The sequence below is a fragment of the Glutamicibacter soli genome (assembly GCF_003309065.1).
GTDB lineage: Bacteria > Actinomycetota > Actinomycetes > Actinomycetales > Micrococcaceae > Glutamicibacter > Glutamicibacter soli.
Genome location: NZ_POAF01000009.1, coordinates 63899 through 81882, shown reverse-complemented (window position 1 = coordinate 81882; position 17984 = coordinate 63899). Strand labels below are relative to the sequence as shown.

The following is a 17984-nucleotide window of genomic DNA, read 5'->3' as shown; positions in this document are numbered from 1 at the left end:
GGTACGGCCGGGCTGGCCCGGCTGTACCAGGCTCCGGGGGCCGTGGACCCGCGCCGGATCGCGCAGGCGGCCCGGGCGCTGGACAAGTTCGAACCGGCCGACACCTGCTTCGAGGGGCTCCCGTTGCCGCCGACCGCCCGGCACGCCGACGGGGCACTCATGGAAGAGCACGTACTGGCCGCCTTGGCCGAGCCGAACCGCACCACCAGCGAGAAACAGGTTTCCACCTTGATCTCCGACTACCGGCGCGAGCACGGCAAGCAGCGGGCTGTGGAGACCGGGATCTTCTTCCGCGGCACCCGGGCCGGGGTGGACTGCTACGACCTGCGCGCGGCGGGGGAGCAGGCCGAGCAGTTGCGCTCGTTGATGGGGCAGGCGGACAACCCGCGCACCCAGGCCGGCAAGGCCGCCCGGGCCGGTTCGCCGCAACCCGAGCACGGCACCGAAGACCCCCACAGTGAGGAACAGGGCGAGGTGCAGACCGATACGTTGTTCAGTTCGGATGAGCCGGCTCCTGACTGGTCCGGCCTCGATACCAGTGCTGGTGCCGGTCCTGATGCCGGGTTCGGGCATCGCCCGGCGGAGGAAGGCCGGGAGAACCTCCTCGACTTCGACGCGTGGCAAGCTGCCGGCGATAGCTCCCCGGGCTCCTCGGAGGGCCACGATTCCCCGGAGTCCTCGAAGAGCCAGCACGCCCAGGAGTCCTCCGAGGGCCAGGAAGGCCAGGATTCCGGGGGTGCGGAAACCGGCCACGAGGATGCAGGCCATGGCTCCGGGGATGCCGCCGGGCAGCCGCGGACCGAATACAGCGACCAGGACCCGGAGCTGGGAGGCGACGCAGACGTGCCGCCGGCCCAGCGCCGGCTGAACGCGTTCCTCGCAGCCCTCGGATCCGGTTTCTCGGGGCCGGGGGCGAAGACCATCGCGCCACGGGTCGGGATCCACATCCAGCTCAAGGCCCTGGAGGATTTGCGGCACCCCGAGATGCTGACCTCGACCACGGATCACGGGGTGGGGCTCGACGCGGCGGAGACCGGGAGGTTGATGTGTGAGGGGGCGATTTACCGGGTGATCTTCGGGCCCGACGGGCAGCCGCTGGATGTGGGGCGGTCCCAGCGGTTCTTCACCGAGGCGATCAAGCGGGCCGCGTTGGCCCGGGATCGGGGGTGTATTGTGCCTGGGTGCGCTGCGCCGCCGGAGATGCTTGAGTGCCATCATGATGATTGGTGGGAGCATGGCGGGCAGACCAGTTGCCGTAATGCGTCGTGTTTGTGCCGTCGGCATCATTTGGCGATCCATGCCGGGTTGCTGACCTTGGTCAAGATCGGGGGATTGGCGTATATCTTGTTCCCGAAGCATGTGGATCCGTTGCAGATACCGCAGCGGAACCGGCTTTACACCGCTGCCTAAAACCCATGTATTCATCGTTTGGCTGAGAATTCCTTGATTGAGGCATCTCCACGCCAGATCAGCGGCACCGAACCTAAGGCTTGGAGAGCGCCACCTTGACGCCGAAGCCGACAAGCACGGTTCCGGTAATCCGGTCCATCCATGTCACGGCCTTCGGGGTGCTCAGCCATTTGCCGGCCAGCGAGGCACAGAGGATCAGCACGCCAGCCCAGGCCAGGGTCATCGCCACATGCACCGCCGACAAAGCGATACCCATCAGCAGGGCGTTGGCACCGGCCGGCGTGAACTGGGGAATGACAGCGATATAGAAGACGCCGATCTTCGGGTTGAGCAGATTGGTCACCAACCCGGTGCCGTAGGCCTTCCATTTGCTGCTGGCCACGGCAACGTTCGTTGTCTCCAGTTCCCGTCGCCGCAGCGAGCGGTAGATCATTTGGCCGCCCAGGAACATCAGGTACGCGGCACCGGCGTAAGTCAGGATTTGGTAGGCGCGCTGGGAGGCGGCCAGCACCGCAGATGCCCCGGCGGCCGCAATGATGCCCCAGGCGAAAACCCCGGAACAGATTCCGAGGGCGGCCACCAGTGCGTCCAGCCTGCTGCGCGTGACCGCCGAGCGCAGGATCAGCGCCGTATCGACGCCGGGGACCAGCGTCATCAGCGCGGCAACGACGGCGAAGGAGAGCAATGCGGAAGTGACGGTCATACAATAAATCGTAGAGCCCGCCGAGCCGGCTGCCTCCGCTCCGAACCCGGAGTGATGAACCTCATTCGCAGAACCGGCACGCAGGTGTCGGGAATAATTGGTTTGAGCGCCGGGTCTCTGGCATAATTGCAGGGTACTCGATTTGTTATGGACCCTCTCTCCGTTTCGAATCCTGTCCTTTTAGAACCAGGTCAGTAAGGCCTGCCCCACAGGTGCACAAAGCTTGGTTCGACCATGTTGAGAAACAGGAGACCACAAAAGTGGCCGTAAAGATTCGTCTGAAGCGCTTCGGTAAGATGCGCGCACCTTTCTACCGCGTTGTCGTCATGGACTCGCGCGCCAAGCGCGATGGCCGTGCCATCGAGGAGATCGGTAAGTACCACCCGACCGAGAACCCTTCGATCATCGAGATCGATTCGGATCGTGCACAGTACTGGCTGTCTGTTGGCGCTCAGCCAACCGAGCAGGTACACGCACTGCTGAAGATCACCGGTGACTGGCAGAAGTTCAAGGGCATCGATGGCCAGGAAGGCACCTACAAGGTTGCCGAGCCTAAGCCAGCATTCGTTGCTCCTGAAAAGGGCTCGGTTATCCTCAAGGAAGCCATCACCAAGAAGGCTGAAAAGCCAGCTGCCGAAGAGGCAGAGGCTGAAGCTACCGAGGCTGAGTAATCATGCTCGTTGACGCGCTAGACCACTTGGTCCGCGGGGTTGTCGAGGAGCCGGAGGACGTTCAGGTTGCCCTGAAGTCCACCCGCCGCGGCGACCTGCTCGAAGTACGTGTGAATCCTGATGATCTCGGTCGCGTGATCGGACGCCAGGGTCGCACTGCACGGGCACTGCGCACAGTGATGGCAGCGTTGGCCAAGGAGCCGATCCGTGTTGATGTTATCGACACTGATCGTCGCCGAGGCTGAACAACTTAGAGGCCCGGCCTAGGCCGAGCCTCAACACTCAAGGAGTTTCCGCTCTACAACGCGGGAACTCCTTTAGTGTTTCACCCCAAAATTTTTTATCCTTCACCATCTGAAGCCATCCACCGAAGAAAAGGTTCAGCGAACATGCGATTGCAGGTAGCCCGCATCGGCAAGCCCCACGGCATCCGCGGCGAAGTCACGGCCCAGGTCCTCACCGACGCACCCGAAGAGCGCTTTGTCGCCGGCGAAGTCCTGCATGTCACCGACGGCCCGGTCGAGTCGCTGACCATCAAGAACGCGCGTTGGAACAAGACAATCCTGTTGCTTTCCTTCCAGGAGATCGCGGACCGCAACGCCGCTGAGACGCTGCGCGGCGCCCGCCTGGAGATAGAGGTCGGCGAGGAGCCGGAGGACGACTCGGACGAGTGGTACGAGCACGAGCTGCAGGACCTGAAGGTCATGCACGACGGCGTCGAGGTCGGCGTTGTCACGGCGCTGCGCACCAACCCCGCCCAGGATCTGCTGGTCTTCGAGAACGCCGACGGCGAGGAAATCTACCTGCCGTTCGTGGACGAATTCGTCCCGGAGATCGATACCGAGGCCGGTACGCTGACCATCACCCCGCCTCCGGGCCTGCTGGAGCTGAACTCCGAGGATTCGGAGCAGCCCGAGGGGGAATCCAAGTAATGCGCCTGGACGTCATCTCGATCTTCCCCGAATACCTGAACCCGCTGCAGCTTTCGCTCATCGGCCGCGCCGCGGAAGACGGCATCCTGGACCTGAACGTCACCAATCTGCGCGACTTCACCACCGACAAGCACCGCAAGGTGGACGACACCCCGTACGGCGGCGGCGCCGGCATGGTCATGATGCCCGAGCCGTGGGGCCAGGCGCTGGACGCTGTCCGCGCCAAGGCTCCGGCCGACAAGAAGCCGGTGCTGATCGTGCCTTCGCCCGCAGGGGCGGTCTTCAACCAGCAGATGGCCTACGACCTCGCCGAAGAAGAGCATCTGGTCTTCGCCTGCGGCCGCTACGAAGGCATCGACGAGCGCGTCATCGAGTACGCGCACGAGAACTTCACTGTCATTCCCGTCTCCATCGGCGACTATGTCCTCAACGGGGGAGAAGTCGCGGTCATGGTGATGGTGGAGGCCATCGGGCGCCTGATTCCCGGTGTCATCGGCAACCCCGAGTCGCTCGTCGAGGAATCGCACTCGGATGTGCTGCTGGAGTACCCCGTCTACACCAAGCCTGCGTCCTGGCGCGGCCGCGAGGTTCCCGAGGTGCTGCTGGGCGGCAACCACCACCGAGTAGCCCGCCACCGCCGCGACGAGCAGATCAAGCGCACGGCCGACCGCCGGCCGGACCTGATCACCCAGCTCGACGTGGAAAGCCTGAACCGCCGGGACCGAGATGCCCTGTGGCACAACGGTTTTGCCGTGGTTGAAGGCGAGATTCTGCCCAAGTCCCAGCTCGATTGGGCTACCGGCGCAGGAACCGAATCCGAATAAACTCCTCGCGAGGCCAACATCACGGCGGATTGCTCCGCCGCGGTGTTCACCTCAGGGATATTTATATGGCAAAATTGACTCTTGGTGTGTTTTGTCCGAATCCTGCCGCAGGGGGATCCCGGACTTCAAGAACCGCCGCATCGGTTGCTAAAGCCAGCCGGTGGTAAACGTTCCGGGGAGTTCGGCGCCGTTTCAGGCGCTCGAAGAGCCCCGCTACGAGGATTCGGTGACCTGCGGCATTGATCCTAGGAGATGCACAATGCATATTCTTGACTCTTTGGATGCAGCTAGCCTGCGTTCCGACGTTCCTGCTTTCGGTCCTGGCGACACCCTCAAGGTGCACGTCAACATCATCGAAGGCAAGAACTCCCGTGTTCAGGTCTTCCAGGGCTACGTACTGGGCCGTCAGGGCCGCGGCGTAGGCGAGACCTTCACCGTCCGCAAGGTTTCCTTCGGCACCGGTATCGAGCGTACCTTCCCGGTTCACTCCCCAATCATCGAAAAGATTGAGGTTGTGTCCAAGGGCGACGTGCGTCGTGCAAAGCTGTACTACATGCGCGATCGTCACGGCAAGGCTGCTCGCATCCGCGAGAAGCGCGACTTCGGCGGCAAGAAGTAATCTGCGTTCTTCCATGAAGCAGATTGCTCGCCCTGAAGCGGCAATCACGAAGCGCCGGGCCTTTTACTGGGTCTGGCGCTTCGCTGTTCTTGCTGTCATTTGCGCGTTGGTCGCCGTGATCATCATTCGTGCATTTTTCGTCGATGTCTTCAGCATCCGCTCGGATTCGATGCAGTCAACGCTGAACCCGGGCCAGGCCATCTCAGTGGACCGACGCGCCTACGACGACGCCGAGCCCCAGCGCGGGGACGTCATCGTATTCGACGGTCGGGGATCGTTCTTGCCCTATGCCCGATCCTCGGTGGTTGACGACCTCGTGGGCGCCTTCAAGCTTTCGGGCAGCTCCCATTCCTATGTCAAGCGCGTGATCGGGGTGGGCGGGGATACCGTTGAATGCTGTTCGGCCGACGGCCGCGTCACCGTCAACGGCGAACCGATCGACGAGCCCTACCTCTTCAATGGCGATGCGCCCAGCGAGATGAAGTTCTCCGTTCAAGTTCCTGCCGGTCGGATCTGGGTCATGGGGGACCACCGATCAGTGTCGCAGGATTCCCGGTCATTGCTTGGCGCCAGCGGCGGTGGCATGATCAGCCTGGATCGCGTTACCGGGCAAGCAACCAATATCGTTTGGCCGATGGATCAGCGCGTGGATATCCGCTGATCCGGCATCCGCGTGGGCATGCAGTGTTCGCCAGATGAAACCCGTGCCTGATTGTTCGCTGCGCGGGTTTTCGCATTGGTACTTCCATGCGAAAAGTGACAAGAATTCTTGCCACCCTCAGAAGCGGATTGAGGAGGAACGCAGGCCCGATGCGCGGCTGTGTATGGACTCCAAGTGGCGTATGCCCTGCGTGAGACAAAGTACCCTGTCTGTTCAGAATTAGGTTGAAAGCCACTATGACATGGGAAAAGTAAGATTACTTAAGTCTTCAAAATCAACTAAATGTCGCTCGATCCCCCTTAGCTCAGACGCTGGAATATAGCTTGACTAGTAACGTTGCGACATTAGTTTTATATTTTTGTTTGATCTGTCGCTTGAAACGCCTGTTTGAATCCAGATAAGGTTTCGTTTTGGTAAAGAATTTGATTCTTTACATGCGCGCAGCGCCTGAGGCGCGCAAAAACTCGCATCTGATCTTCTGGGAGCAGGAACCATGCCAAAACCGCATAGTAGAACTGGGCAGCGAAGCTTCGCCGCTGCAGCAGCCACCGCTTTGGTTGTAGGTGGAAGCCTCCTGCCTGCGAGTGCGGCGCAGGATACACCCGAGGCTTTGCCTGAGAAATCCAGCGTTGCTGTGACCGCTACCCCTGCTACTTCCGCCCCCGGATTCGCCCTGGCAACCCCGTCCAGTATGCCGGCCGAAGGCTTGGACGACGCGGAGGGTTTACGAGAAGCGGTGGAACGTGACCTGGGCAAGACCCTCGATGAGTTCAACGACGTGTCCAGAGCTGCAGAAGAAGCCGTGCAGATCCGTGAAAATCTCACTTCCGAAGGCATTAACGCCTCAGCCAGCGTCAAAGACGGCAAGGCTGAGATTATGGTGTCCGAGGGAGACTGGGAAGAAGCTAAGGATGCCGTCGAGGCTACCTCGACACAGTCAGTGTCGGTCACGACAAAACTCGGGGTGATCAATGACGTGCATGACGTCTACGAGGAAGTCCTGGACACCGTCAAAACCTCCGAAATCTCGAGGCTTACCGCCATCATGAATACCGAGGACGGCCTGCAGATCTTCGCTACCGACCCGGTCGCCGCAAAACACGGGAGCAGCCAGGTCGAGGAGGGGAAATCAGTAGAGCCGGCCCTGAGCTTGGAAGAGTTCGCCGAAATCGCACCCGGCGTCGAGCTGGTGGAGGGAGCTGGTCCGGTTCAGGGCTCAGCCGGCGAAGATCTGCTTGGCGGCATGGCCTACTCGATCGTTGACTTCACGTCGCAGGTGCCGGAGTTAAAGATCTGCTCGACCGGTTTCAACCTCTGGTCGCCGACAGGCCAAGACGCCGTTCTCACCGCAGGCCACTGCTCCATGGACGGCCGGGGCACGATCTTGGGCATCGTCGAGCAATCCTCGCCGAACGAAATGGGCCCCGCGGGTGCGCCTCTTGGCACCTTCGGATTCAGCCAGTTCGGTGGTGCGGGCAACTCCGGGATTCCCCAGTCGGTGCTGGACGGTCTGGGAGATGAGGAAGCGGAGCACCTTCGGGATACTACTGTGCCGGGTACGGACATCGCCGTCATCGACGGCATCAACCCGGCGCTGACGCTTCCCACCGCCGTGACGAACTGGCCGGAAGCAGGCCCGCGCTCCGGATCGGTCAACGTGACCGGCGTGTCCGCGGGCATGCTCGGGGCCCCCGCCTGCGCCGCCGGCCGCACCACGGGCTGGAGCTGTTCGACCATCATCGGAGAAGGCGTATTCTTCGTGAGTGGCTACAACAATGACCAACGTCCGGTCTGGGGTTACGCCACAGGCAACCCCGGCCTGAGCGTCGTGAACGAGGGCGACTCCGGCGGGCCGATGCTCGTTGGCTCACACGCCGTGGGAATCACCTCGGCCTACAGCGTAGGTGTGAACAGCTCGTCTGAAACGGAGGATATGGCGTTCTACACCTCGCTATCCGACGTGCAGTCCAATGGCTACATCAAGGGCTACCAGGTGAAGTTCTTCGTGAACGCACCGAAGGTGACCTCGGCGTCCAACGGGGTCGAGGTCAAGCCGGGCGCGAAGCTCAGCGGCGAAGTGACCGACGCTTCCAGCGGCACCAAGGTCAACGTGATCGTCGACGGCAACGTTGTCGATACCGTGACCGTGGATTCTTCGGGCAACTTCAGCTTCACCGCGCCGCAAACTGAAGGCGCTTTCAACTTCACCCTTGAGGCAGTCAATGGGCTGAACAAGTCCGAGCAGGTCAACGGAAACGTTGTTGTGGTGGCTCCGAAGCCGACCCCAACTCCGACCGAGCCTACGACTCCGACCGAGCCTACGACTCCGACTCCGACTGAGCCGACCCAGCCGACTGATTCGACTGATGTGCCTTCGGAATCGGCGACTCCGACTCAGCCGACCGATTCGACCGACGAGCCGTCCGAATCGGCATCGCCATCGCCATCGTCCTCAGCCGAGCCAACTGCCTCGGCCAGCGACGAGCCAAGCAAGTCCACCGAGGCCAAGGACCCGAAGAAGGACGAGCCGAAGCAGGATGCGCCGAAGAAGGAAGAGCCACTGGCTGAGACCGGTGCGGGCAGCGTTCCGCTGATCGCCGCCGGCGGCGCCCTGGCACTAATCGGCGCGGCAGTACTGTTGCTCCGCCGCAGCGCCCGACGCCACGGCTAAGGGACCACGTTCCCCGGTGACCGCCTCGCGGACACCATGGCAATGCCCCGCTGCCGCTGAAGGCAGCGGGGCATTGCCATGCGGCACACATGTGCCTACGAGTTGGCTTTGCGGGACGGCCGGTAGCCTCGGGTGCAAGACCCGCGGCACGCCGACGGTTCCGCCGGAAGACGAGGATTGAAAATGAGAAGCACACATTCGGCACGGCGGCGGCCGGTGGGGCTGTCCGCCTCGGCCGCCGTCGTCGCACTGGCACTGACCGGCTGCGGCCAGCAGCAGGCGGCCCCGCAGGCCCCGCAGGCCCCGCCCACCGCCACCCAGACCTCGACGAGCGGAGCCGACATGGACGTCAGCGCGCTGCTGCAGGCCAACGAGCAGCTGGCGGCCCAGCTGGGCGACGAATACGTCCAGGGCTGGATCGAGGATGGCAAGCTGCACGTCGCCGCGACCAGCGACGGCGCGGTGAAGGCCATCGAGCAGGCCGGCGCGGTCGGGCATCTGGTGGACTTCAGCAACGCCCAGCTGCGCGAGGGCATCTCGCAGATCATGGCGTGGCAGGCGAAGCAGGAGCCGCGGCTGCGCTCGGCGATCCACGCGTACACGCTGAACCCGCGCACCGGCGGACTCACCCTGGCCGTGGACGCCTCCCAGCGCCAGGCCGTGCAGGACGCGCTGGCCAAGGACCAGCCGGCCGGCGGGATCCCGCTGGACTTCACCGACAGCAGCGGCCCGGCCTCCCCGGCCCCTGCCACCGTCGGAACCCCGTCGAGCTAGCTTCACCTGCCGGAGAAAGCGGCCGGTCAGTCAATTATCTGGGCAATTCGTGCGTGCAGCGTGCCACGTGGCGCCGCCGCGCGGCTGCGTACGTAAGATGGAGGGTATTGACCACCAACGAAAGGGACGCACCCAGCCGTGAGCGCCGAATCAGCCGAAAGTCCGCAGCAGGGCGGACCGCTCTACAAACTCTGGCGCTTCATCCGGGAGATCGTGATCATCGTCGCGATCGCCCTGGTGCTGTCCTTCGTCATCAAGACCTTCTTCTTCCGCGCCTACTACATCCCGTCGGGCTCCATGGAGAACACCTTGCAGATCAACGACCGGATCTTCGCGAACCTCATGGTCCCGGGCCCATTCGAGCTGGAGCGCGGGGACGTGGTGGTCTTCCGCGACGACCTTGACTGGCTGCCGCCGCTTGAAGCCCAGCCCACCGCGGTGGAATCGGCGCTGTCCTTCGTCGGCATCCTGCCGGCCGCCGGCGAGCAGTACCTGGTCAAGCGCATCATCGGCACCGCGGGGGACACCGTGGAGTGCTGCACCGTCGACGGCAGGCTGAGCATCAACGGCACCCCGATCGACGAACCCTACATCTACCCCGGGAACACCCCCAGCGACATGGCCTTCAAGGTCACCGTGCCGGAGGGCAAGCTCTGGGTGATGGGCGACCACCGCGCCGAGAGCGCCGACTCCCGCTTCCACCCGGATGTCCAGGGCGGGTTCGTGGACGTCGACTCGGTGCAGGGCAAGGCCTCGGTCATCTCCTGGCCGCTCTCGCGCTGGGGCACCATCGACTCCCACGAGGAAGTCTTCGCCGCCGTCCCGACCCCGGGGAACTAGCATGCCCGCCACCGCGTCCAGAACTTCCAAGTCCTCCAAGGCCACCACGCTGGAGCACGAGCGCGCCCTGGCCGCCGCGCACGGCGTGCGCTTCATCGGCGCGGCCGACGAGGTGGGCCGCGGCGCCCTGGCCGGACCGATCAGCGTGGGCGTCACCGTGATCGACATCCAGGCCGTGACCGAATTCCCGCAGCTGCGCGACTCCAAGCTGCTCACCGCCGCCAAGCGCGAGGAACTGGTTCAGCCGGTGCGCGCGTGGGCGGCCGGCTACGGCGTGGGGCATGCCTCGGCCGCGGAGATCGATCAGCTCGGGGTCACCGGGGCGCTGCGCCTGGCCGGCACCCGCGCGGTGGCCGCCTGCGCGGTGGCCCCCGAGGCGGTGCTGCTGGACGGCAGCTACGACTGGCTGAGCGCCCCCGAGCAGGATCTCTTCGACCTGCTGGCCGCGGACCGCGAACCGGTGGGCCTGCACGTACCGGTGCGCACCATCGTCAAGGGGGACATGACCTGCCAGGCGATCGCCGGCGCGTCGATCCTGGCCAAGGTGGAGCGCGACGGGATCATGGCGCAGCTGGCGTCGGCGCACCCCGCGTTCGGCTGGGAGGTCAACAAGGGCTACGCCACCGCCGCGCACCGCGAGGCGATCGTCGCCCTGGGCCCCTGCGACTACCACCGCAAGAGCTGGAACTTGACTTCCGGCACGGGCAAGGACGAAGGTAAACCCACAGGATTGAAGGCAAAGTGATGGCTGGCGACGAACTGGAAAACTACGAGTCCGACATGGAGCTGCAGCTGTACCGCGAGTACAAGACCGTGGTCGGGCTGTTCAACTACGTGGTGGAAACCGAACGCCGCTTCTACCTGGCCAACCAGGTTGACGTGAAGACGCTGTCCAACGCCGGCGAAGTCTACTTCGAGCTCACGCTGACCGACGCCTGGGTCTGGGACATCTACCGCCAGGGCCGCTTCGTGAAGGCAGTGAAGGTGCTCACCTTCAAGGACGTCAACGTCGAGGAGCTGAACCGCGACGAGTTGCAGATCCCCAAGGAGGGGCTGGAGAGCTAACCGCGTTCTCCACAATCCGCGCCCCGCCGCACCGGCCCCGCCCCGCAGCCCCTGAGACTGGTCTGAACACGCACAGACCGATTCAAGGAGGCGGCGATGACCACTCAGCAGCAGGAACTCGGAGCCCGGGGCGAGCAGGCGGCCGCCGAGCACCTCGAAGCCGGCGGCTACCGGATCCTGGACCGCAACTGGCGGTGCCGCAGCGGCGAGCTTGACCTGGTGGTCCGCGACCCGGCCGGCGCCCTGGCCGCGGTGGAGGTCAAGACCCGCTCCTCCCAGGGGTTCGGCACCGCGTTCGACGCGGTGAATCCCGCGAAGTTCGCCCGGCTGCACCGGCTGCTGATCGCCTGGTGCAAGGCCCACAGCGCCTACTGCCCGCAGCTGCGGGTGGACGTCGTCGAGGTCTATCCAGCACCCGGCGGCTCCTTGGCCTGCCGGCACCTGCCGGACGTGCGCTCATGAGCACCGCCCGCACCCACGCGATCGCCTTCCAGGGCGTGCAGGCGGCGCTAATCGAGGTGGAGGCCGACCTGGGCAACGGCATCCCCGGCTTCGTGATCCTCGGCCTGCCCGACGCGTCGCTGAACGAGGCGCGCGAGCGGATCAAGGCCGCCGCGCGCAACACCGGCATCCCGATCGCCAACCGCAAGCTCACCGTCAACCTCTCGCCGGCCACGCTGCCCAAATTCGGCTCCGGCTTCGACCTGGCCATCCTGGTCTCCGCGCTGTCCGCGGACCGGCAGATCTCCCCGCCTCCGAACACCGTCTACCTGGCTGAGCTGGGGCTGGACGGCATGCTGCGTCCGGTGCCCGGGGTGCTTCCCGCCGCCCAGCTTGCCGTGGCACTTCGCCTGCCGAACCTGGTGGTCGCCCGCGGCAACGAGGCCGAGGCCCGGCTGGTGCCCGGAGCCCGCGTATTCGCCGCCGACCACCTGGGCCAGGTCCTCATCCACTGCGGGGCCGACGCAGCGGGGCTGAGCATCAACCTGCGCCATGCAGCCGGGGCCCGGCAGCCTGACGCGCCCGCACCCCCGGAGCCCACCGACCTGTCGCTGGTCAACGGGCAGGGGGAGGCGCGCCTGGCCTTGGAGCTCGCCGCGGCCGGCGGGCACCACCTGATCATGGTCGGGCCGGCCGGCGCGGGCAAGACCCTGCTGGCCAGCGCCCTACCCGGAATCCTGCCGCCGCTGGATGACCTGCAGGCGCTGGAAGCCACCGCGGTGCACTCGATCACCCACGGCTCCGAATCTCCCATCGCCGCGCTGCGCCGCACCCCGGCATTCATCGCCCCGCACCACACCGCCTCGCTCACCGCACTGATCGGCGGCGGCACCCGGCGCATGGTGCCCGGCGCGATCACCCGGGCGCACCACGGGGTGCTGTTCCTGGACGAGGTGGCGCATTTCAACACCGGCGTGCTCGACGCGCTGCGCCAGCCCATCGAGGAGGGCTGCATCACCCTGGACCGCACACGCGGCCACGCCCGGCTGCCGGCCCGCTTCCAACTGGTCATGGCTTCAAATCCCTGCCCCTGCGGGAGGAACTACGCCGCGGGCACCGGCTGCACCTGCACACCGATGGCCCGCCGCCGCTATTTCGGCCGGCTTTCGGGACCGATCCTGGACCGCACCGACCTGCAGGTGCGGCTGAACCCGGTGCCCGGCGGACAGCTGGTCGGGCAGCAGGCCAACGAGTCAAGCGCAGCGGTGCGCGACCGGGTGCTGGAGGCCCGCGCCCGAGCCGCCGCCCGCTTGCAGGGCTACGGCATCGGCTGCAATGCGCAGATCCCCACCCGGATCCTGCGCCATGAGCTGGACTACCCGATGGCCACGCGCCACGCCGTGGAAGCCGCTGCCGAACGCGGCGGCCTCTCGGCCCGCGCCACCGACCGCCTGCTGCGTCTGGCCTGGACCGTCGCCGACACCCAGGGACACCAGCGCCCGGCGCCGGACGACGTCCAGATCGCCGCCCACCTGCGCCAGAACCTGCACACCGCCTAGCTGTACTGCACCTAGCCCCGGGACAAGGAGCACCATCATGAGCACCGCACCGCAGACCCCCGCCCGGCGGCAGGACGCCGTCGGCCACCTACCGCACACACTGTGCCTGGCCGCGCTGAACCAGCTGGTCGAGCCGAACGACGTCACCGCCGCGGCCCTGCTGGAGCTGATGACCCCGGCCGAGCTGCTGGCCCTGATCCGCCGTGAGGACCATGTGCCGCTGGACCTGGGGCTGAAGCTGGCCGAGGCCACCGGCCGGCAGCCGGCCCCGAATTCCGCCCAGGACCTGCGCGTCGCGCTCACCCGCTGGCGCAAGCGGCTGCCCTACGCCAACGAGCGTGCCGCCCTGCAGGCCATGCAGCGCCTCGGCGGGGGACTGCTCACCAGCCAGGACCCCGGCTGGCCGGCCCAGCTGGACGACCTGGGCCTGGGCAGGCCGCTGTGCCTGTGGTGGCGGGCGGCCGACCCGGGGAACCTCGGCGGGGACCGCGAGCGCACGGTGTCCATCGTCGGCTCGCGCGACGCCAGCGACTACGGCAACCAGGTCACCTTCGAGCTGGCCCGAGCGCTGGGGCTGCAGGGCTTCACGATCGTTTCCGGCGGCGCCTACGGGATCGACGCGTCCGCCCACCGCGCCGCGCTGTCCCACGACGGCTGGGAGTTCCCGAACCCGCCGACCGCCACGATCCTCGCTGGCGGAGCAGACCGGCTCTACCCGGCCGGAAACCACAACCTGCTCGAGCAGGTCATCACCCGCGGCGCGCTGTACTCAGAGGTGCCGCCGGGCACCACACCGACGCGTTTCAGGTTCCTGAAACAGAAACATGGATTATATGTGCATCTGTTCTCATAGTATTGGAATATGAACCTTGACTGGTGCCTAGAACGGCTGGCCGATGCTGACTCACTACTGGACGCTATCCGAGAAGCGAGGAATAAGCGCGAGTCAGATAAGAGGCGTTCCCTTGAGCGAGAGTTGCAAGTGTCGTTGGTGCCGGTGCGACACATTGCCGATGCGCTCTTCGTAAATTTCCCGTGGCCCGTGTACTCAAGCACAGAAGCGCTCGCCCCGCTGATCTCAGAGCTACGTGGCGAACTAGTGTGGGCCAGCGAAATAGATAAAAATTTGGAACCAACTGCGCCACAGCTACGGGCGGACCGCTTTCATCCTTGGGTGTGGAACGGGGCCCGCTCACTTTGGGATAGCGGGCATCGGGCAGATGCGGTTTTGGCAGCCGCGAAGTTAGTCAACGCACAATTGCAGAATAAGGTCGACCGGCGCGACATTAGCGATGCGCGGCTGTGCGCTGAGGCATTCTCGCTGGCTGATCCTAAACCGCACAGCGCGCGACTCCGTTTCCCTGGCGACCGTAGCACTGAAAGCTGGAAGGCGCGGCAACAGGGGGCCCTCGAATTATCTAAGGGAGCATTTACGGCAATTCGTAACCCTCTGGCCCACACTGACAACTCGGATATGGCCGAGCAACAGGCGCTTGAGCTTCTGGCCGTCTTTTCCGTCGTCGCCCGGTGGATCGACGAGTGCGAGGTGGCCCGCGCCGTGCAAGGCGATTGAAGGTGCCGCAGGCCCTCCGATTACACGTCTCGCCGCCGGGGGTACTCGGTCCACGCAACGTGTTTGTGCGATGCTTCGGCACTGCAACGATAAATCCAGTCGATACGCACTGGGACTTCTCCCGACTGACTCATGCGCGTCTTAGCGGAGCTGACGGCCTGCAATGCTTCACCGCAAGTCGGGCAGGCGGTTGGTTCTGGTGAGTTCATGGTTCGAGGTTACCGTTGAAAGCTGTCTAATTGTTCCGCCGTATGCCTATCTCTTTAGGAGCCCTAGGGTATGTATGGGCCGTCAGGCTTGGCTGCGTACGGGATACGAGTCAGCAGAGAATCTCTTTCACAAGTCACGTAAGACGACTTACGCAAGGCTTTTGACTTGACATTATTTAGTGAACTGAGTCGAATAATGGTGTTAATGTTGTCTTAACGCCAACTGCGAAAGGGACATCATGAACCGCATCGAACGGGTTGCTCAGAAGGTAGAAAGCTTACTTGGAAACGTCGTAGACGACCTGGAATTCACTAACCTTGTGGAGCGCCTAAACGCAAGTCTCACGGATGAACAGACCGAGAGCTGGACGGTGATGGCCGGGACCAGTCCTGATGCCGATGCCACGGTGTTCTCGGATGGGTCCTACTGCTCTGGTTGGTATCCGGGAAAGAACGCTCACCTTGCCGAGGCGTGGTAAATCATGAGTGCAGAAGCTGTAGAGCCGGTTGCAAACAGTTATGTGCAACTCAAAGATGGACGTCTCGATCGGCGGGGTCGCGTCGGCCTTTGGGAATACGCGACGCGCAGCCCGGCAATTGAGCTTGCGCTGAAAGGCCTCTTGGATAAGCCTGAACTGGCGATCATTTTAGAGGGCAAGAGCGCTCTGCGCCAACGCATAATTCTATGGGGTCGAGGGCCCGCATCGACTAACGAGTCGGACGGCGAAACCCTCTCCGACGGATCGCCGGACCCGGATGCGGAGCTTACCTTCCAGGAACGCAAGCAGAAGGCCCGTGATGGTGTCGGCGCCGAGCCGCAGATCGAGGTGTTCTTCCGCATCGCCGACCACGAGGATCTCGGTATCTTCAAGTTCCAGACCGGCTCCTGGAGCATGGCCCAGGACCTTGCCCGCGACAACGCCGAGAACGAGCTGGCCCACTACGTCGACGCCTCCAGGTCCGGCAAGGTGAAGGCCAACCTCAAGCTGGAGGCGGTCGAGTTCGCTGCGAAGAGCAGCCCGCGCGCCGGCCAGCTGGTGAGCTACACCCAGCCTGTCTTGGAGATCAAGGGCGCTGCATAGTGCTTGTCGTAAGACACTATTGAAGTTTTCAGTCCTATCGACGTAAAACCATGTACGCCCGAACCGTCACACTGAGGCGTAATGTCGTTTCGCATGGCGGCACCCAACTAGACTCTGGGTGGGTACACGCGTTTTTGCGCAATATGGAGGTCAGATGAAAGTTTTTATCAGTTGGTCAGGTCAGGAAAGTCAAGAGGTTGGCAGAGCTGTGGATGAATGGCTCGGTCAGGTATTCCAGACGGTCGACACATTCATAAGTACTAGAGGCATCGGTGCCGGAGACCGGAGCATGACGCAGATCGAAGAGGGGCTCCGCGATGTCGATTTCGGCATTATTTGCGTGACACCTGAAAATCAGAATGCACCATGGCTTAGCTTTGAGGCCGGGGCAATTTCCAATGCGGTCGGCGGAGAGTCGAAAGTGGCTCCGCTGCTCGCAGGCTTTAGGTCTAAAGCTGACCTAGACGGCCCGCTCGCACAATTTCAGACATCGCTAACGGACCGGGAGGGTTTTGACGCGATCGCCGCGAGCATCAACGCTGTCCTTGGTGAGCAGGCTCGCCGCGAGGACCAACTAAAGCTGTCGATGGACATGTACTGGAACAGGCTAGAGGCCCAGATCAAGCAAGCGCGAACCAGCGCACAAACTGGAGCTGAGAAGCCTACCGCCGAACGCGACACACATGAGATGATCGAGGAAATACTCACGACCGTCCGAGCGATCCATAGAAGCGAGGACACCCGCCGTCAGAGCATGGAGCATGCTAGGTATGGCAAGGCGGATGTGCCGGTTTCCTCTGAAATCCGAGCTACGGTTCGGACTATTCTGGCAGAAGAAATACCAATGATGCCAGGTCGCACTCTCTCAATTGCGCGGACCTCTGAGGGGGTTTATTTGATAACTGTTCGCTTGGAGACCCCGATCCCGGAGGACACGCAGCACATCATCAGGCACCGAATATCCGAGGCGGTTGAGAGCCCAACGAGGGTCCGTTTCGTCGGCCTTCGGCGACCCGATACTGGCAACCCGTCGAAGCTGGCCAGCCCAGACGTCTAGAAGGTTGCGCCGCGAGCTGCCAGAAATGCACCAATCCGTGAAATATTTCCCCGAGGTATGGCTTTGACTGATCGGTAGCCAGCGCTGAAAATCTGCTCACAAAAAGAAAATGCCCCGCCAGCACGAGGCCAGCGGGGCAGGGGGTGTTACTCGTCGACGACGAGGCGGCGCTTACCGTCGCCGTCCGGGATCTCGACCGGGTCGAGGGTGTCCGGCGCGTTCGACAGGGCGGTGAAGCCGACGGCGCCGGCCCAAAGGCCGTAGACGGCGAACGCCACGGTCAGCCAGACAGGCTGCCCAGTGTCAGCCGCCGAGAAGGCGACCTGGACGCTGGTCAGTGCGAGGCCGATCAGCGCGAAGGCCCCGTAGACCTTACGGCGCCAAGCGGCGGGGATGAAGTCGCGAAGGGTCATGTGCTCACTTTCCGTTCTGGGTGTTGAGGTAGCGCTGCCACGCCTTGACCGTCTCGGCGCCGAGCTTGCCGTCGATCAGCCACTTGCGGGTGTCGAGCTGTCCCTTCTTGGCGAGGAAGTCCGCTTTCATTTGTGCGCGACTTAGCGAGGGCTGAAAAGAGATAATAGTATCTCTCGCTCTAATAGAGGAGGGGGCCAGCAGGGGGCTACGTTTAGCCGGTGCGCTGCTGGCGTGCGGCCTGGGCCTTGCATCCGTTACAGCGACGATCGAGGCCGTCCGGCTTGCGACTATCGGTGGTGAACTCGGCGACTGGCTTCACCTCCCGGCACCGCGAGCACTCCTTCCCGGAATGACGCTTGCGCCAGGCCAGACGCTGGACCGCGGCCTCGGCCAGGCGCCGGCCCTCGTTGTCGCCGTCGTCGTACTTGAGGGCGACGGCGAGGATCAGCTCGGAAGGTTCGGTCATTGTATTCTCCTGA

Annotated in this window: 23 protein-coding genes; 19 read left to right on the top strand and 4 right to left on the bottom strand. The window is 63.9% G+C overall.

All coding sequences use genetic code 11. The annotated features are described in order from the left end of the window. Positions 1–1410 (top strand): DUF222 domain-containing protein (locus tag C1H84_RS16345; protein WP_113607998.1); only part of this gene is annotated, 1410 nt, incomplete at its 5' end. Between the two features lie 73 nt (positions 1411–1483). Here the strand turns inward: C1H84_RS16345 and C1H84_RS16340 are convergent. Beyond that, on the bottom strand, positions 1484–2113 hold the full coding sequence (locus C1H84_RS16340; protein WP_113607997.1) for a LysE family translocator: 630 nt from the start codon (positions 2111–2113) through the stop codon (positions 1484–1486). 260 nt (positions 2114–2373) lie between these two features. On the opposite strand from C1H84_RS16340, the gene rpsP reads away from it, so the two are divergent. The 18 genes from rpsP to C1H84_RS16250 all read left to right on the top strand — a co-directional run bounded on the left by rpsP (position 2374) and on the right by C1H84_RS16250 (position 17091). Then, the gene (gene rpsP / locus C1H84_RS16335) at positions 2374–2784 is read left to right on the top strand and encodes a 30S ribosomal protein S16 (RefSeq protein ID WP_047118964.1); all 411 of its coding nucleotides are present in this window, start codon (positions 2374–2376) and stop codon (positions 2782–2784) included. Positions 2785–2786: 2 nt separating this feature from the next. Continuing rightward, on the top strand, positions 2787–3029 hold the full coding sequence (locus C1H84_RS16330) for an RNA-binding protein (RefSeq protein WP_047118965.1): 243 nt from the start codon (positions 2787–2789) through the stop codon (positions 3027–3029). 144 nt (positions 3030–3173) lie between these two features. Continuing rightward, positions 3174–3716, top strand: a complete 543-nt coding sequence (rimM, locus tag C1H84_RS16325; protein ID WP_052772347.1) for a ribosome maturation factor RimM — start codon at positions 3174–3176, stop codon at positions 3714–3716. Then, on the top strand, positions 3716–4540 hold the full coding sequence (gene trmD, locus C1H84_RS16320) for a tRNA (guanosine(37)-N1)-methyltransferase TrmD (protein WP_047118967.1): 825 nt from the start codon (positions 3716–3718) through the stop codon (positions 4538–4540). Before rimM ends, trmD begins: the two co-directional genes overlap by 1 nt. Positions 4541–4799: 259 nt before the next feature. Further along, a complete protein-coding gene (gene rplS / locus C1H84_RS16315) occupies positions 4800–5159 on the top strand; it encodes a 50S ribosomal protein L19 (protein WP_053798020.1) in 360 nt (119 codons plus the stop codon). Positions 5160–5172: 13 nt separating this feature from the next. Next, entirely contained in the window at positions 5173–5820 is a 648-nt protein-coding gene (gene lepB, locus C1H84_RS16310) for a signal peptidase I (RefSeq protein ID WP_113607996.1), read from the top strand. Positions 5821–6454: 634 nt separating this feature from the next. After that, on the top strand, positions 6455–8491 hold the full coding sequence (locus tag C1H84_RS16305) for a S1 family peptidase (RefSeq protein WP_146956169.1): 2037 nt from the start codon (positions 6455–6457) through the stop codon (positions 8489–8491). Between the two features lie 183 nt (positions 8492–8674). After that, positions 8675–9265 carry a hypothetical protein gene (locus C1H84_RS16300; protein ID WP_146956166.1) on the top strand — a complete coding sequence of 197 codons (591 nt, stop codon included), beginning with the start codon at positions 8675–8677 and terminating at the stop codon, positions 9263–9265. A gap of 138 nt (positions 9266–9403) precedes the next feature. Beyond that, positions 9404–10105, top strand: coding sequence for a signal peptidase I (gene lepB, locus C1H84_RS16295; protein ID WP_053798017.1), 702 nt, complete (start codon positions 9404–9406; stop codon positions 10103–10105). Position 10106: 1 nt separating this feature from the next. Then, a complete protein-coding gene (locus tag C1H84_RS16290; protein WP_113607993.1) occupies positions 10107–10850 on the top strand; it encodes a ribonuclease HII in 744 nt (247 codons plus the stop codon). Further along, on the top strand, positions 10850–11170 hold the full coding sequence (locus tag C1H84_RS16285; RefSeq protein ID WP_047118974.1) for a DUF2469 domain-containing protein: 321 nt from the start codon (positions 10850–10852) through the stop codon (positions 11168–11170). Before C1H84_RS16290 ends, C1H84_RS16285 begins: the two co-directional genes overlap by 1 nt. A gap of 96 nt (positions 11171–11266) precedes the next feature. Beyond that, the gene (locus C1H84_RS16280) at positions 11267–11632 is read left to right on the top strand and encodes a YraN family protein (RefSeq protein WP_113607992.1); all 366 of its coding nucleotides are present in this window, start codon (positions 11267–11269) and stop codon (positions 11630–11632) included. After that, positions 11629–13170, top strand: a complete 1542-nt coding sequence (locus C1H84_RS16275; RefSeq protein WP_113607991.1) for a YifB family Mg chelatase-like AAA ATPase — start codon at positions 11629–11631, stop codon at positions 13168–13170. The genes C1H84_RS16280 and C1H84_RS16275 overlap by 4 nt, the downstream gene beginning before the upstream one ends. A 37-nt stretch (positions 13171–13207) precedes the next feature. Continuing rightward, the gene (locus C1H84_RS16270; protein WP_113607990.1) at positions 13208–14023 is read left to right on the top strand and encodes a DNA-processing protein DprA; all 816 of its coding nucleotides are present in this window, start codon (positions 13208–13210) and stop codon (positions 14021–14023) included. 9 nt (positions 14024–14032) lie between these two features. Then, entirely contained in the window at positions 14033–14743 is a 711-nt protein-coding gene (locus C1H84_RS16265; protein ID WP_113607989.1) for a TIGR02391 family protein, read from the top strand. Between the two features lie 448 nt (positions 14744–15191). Continuing rightward, on the top strand, positions 15192–15431 hold the full coding sequence (locus tag C1H84_RS16260; protein ID WP_113607988.1) for a hypothetical protein: 240 nt from the start codon (positions 15192–15194) through the stop codon (positions 15429–15431). A 3-nt stretch (positions 15432–15434) separates the two neighbouring features. Further along, positions 15435–16034, top strand: coding sequence for a recombination directionality factor (locus C1H84_RS16255; protein WP_146956164.1), 600 nt, complete (start codon positions 15435–15437; stop codon positions 16032–16034). A 154-nt stretch (positions 16035–16188) separates the two neighbouring features. Further along, positions 16189–17091 carry a toll/interleukin-1 receptor domain-containing protein gene (locus tag C1H84_RS16250; protein ID WP_113607986.1) on the top strand — a complete coding sequence of 301 codons (903 nt, stop codon included), beginning with the start codon at positions 16189–16191 and terminating at the stop codon, positions 17089–17091. A 146-nt stretch (positions 17092–17237) separates the two neighbouring features. Here the strand turns inward: C1H84_RS16250 and C1H84_RS16245 are convergent, their stop codons facing one another. From C1H84_RS16245 to C1H84_RS16240, 3 genes are all read right to left on the bottom strand, one after another. Then, positions 17238–17504 (bottom strand): hypothetical protein, encoded by a 267-nt coding sequence (locus C1H84_RS16245; RefSeq protein WP_113607985.1) that lies wholly within the window; start codon positions 17502–17504, stop codon positions 17238–17240. 4 nt (positions 17505–17508) lie between these two features. Continuing rightward, on the bottom strand, positions 17509–17634 hold the full coding sequence (locus C1H84_RS18655) for a hypothetical protein (protein WP_280524263.1): 126 nt from the start codon (positions 17632–17634) through the stop codon (positions 17509–17511). Between the two features lie 82 nt (positions 17635–17716). Continuing rightward, positions 17717–17971 carry a hypothetical protein gene (locus C1H84_RS16240; protein WP_113607984.1) on the bottom strand — a complete coding sequence of 85 codons (255 nt, stop codon included), beginning with the start codon at positions 17969–17971 and terminating at the stop codon, positions 17717–17719. Between the last annotated feature and the right edge of the window lie 13 nt (positions 17972–17984).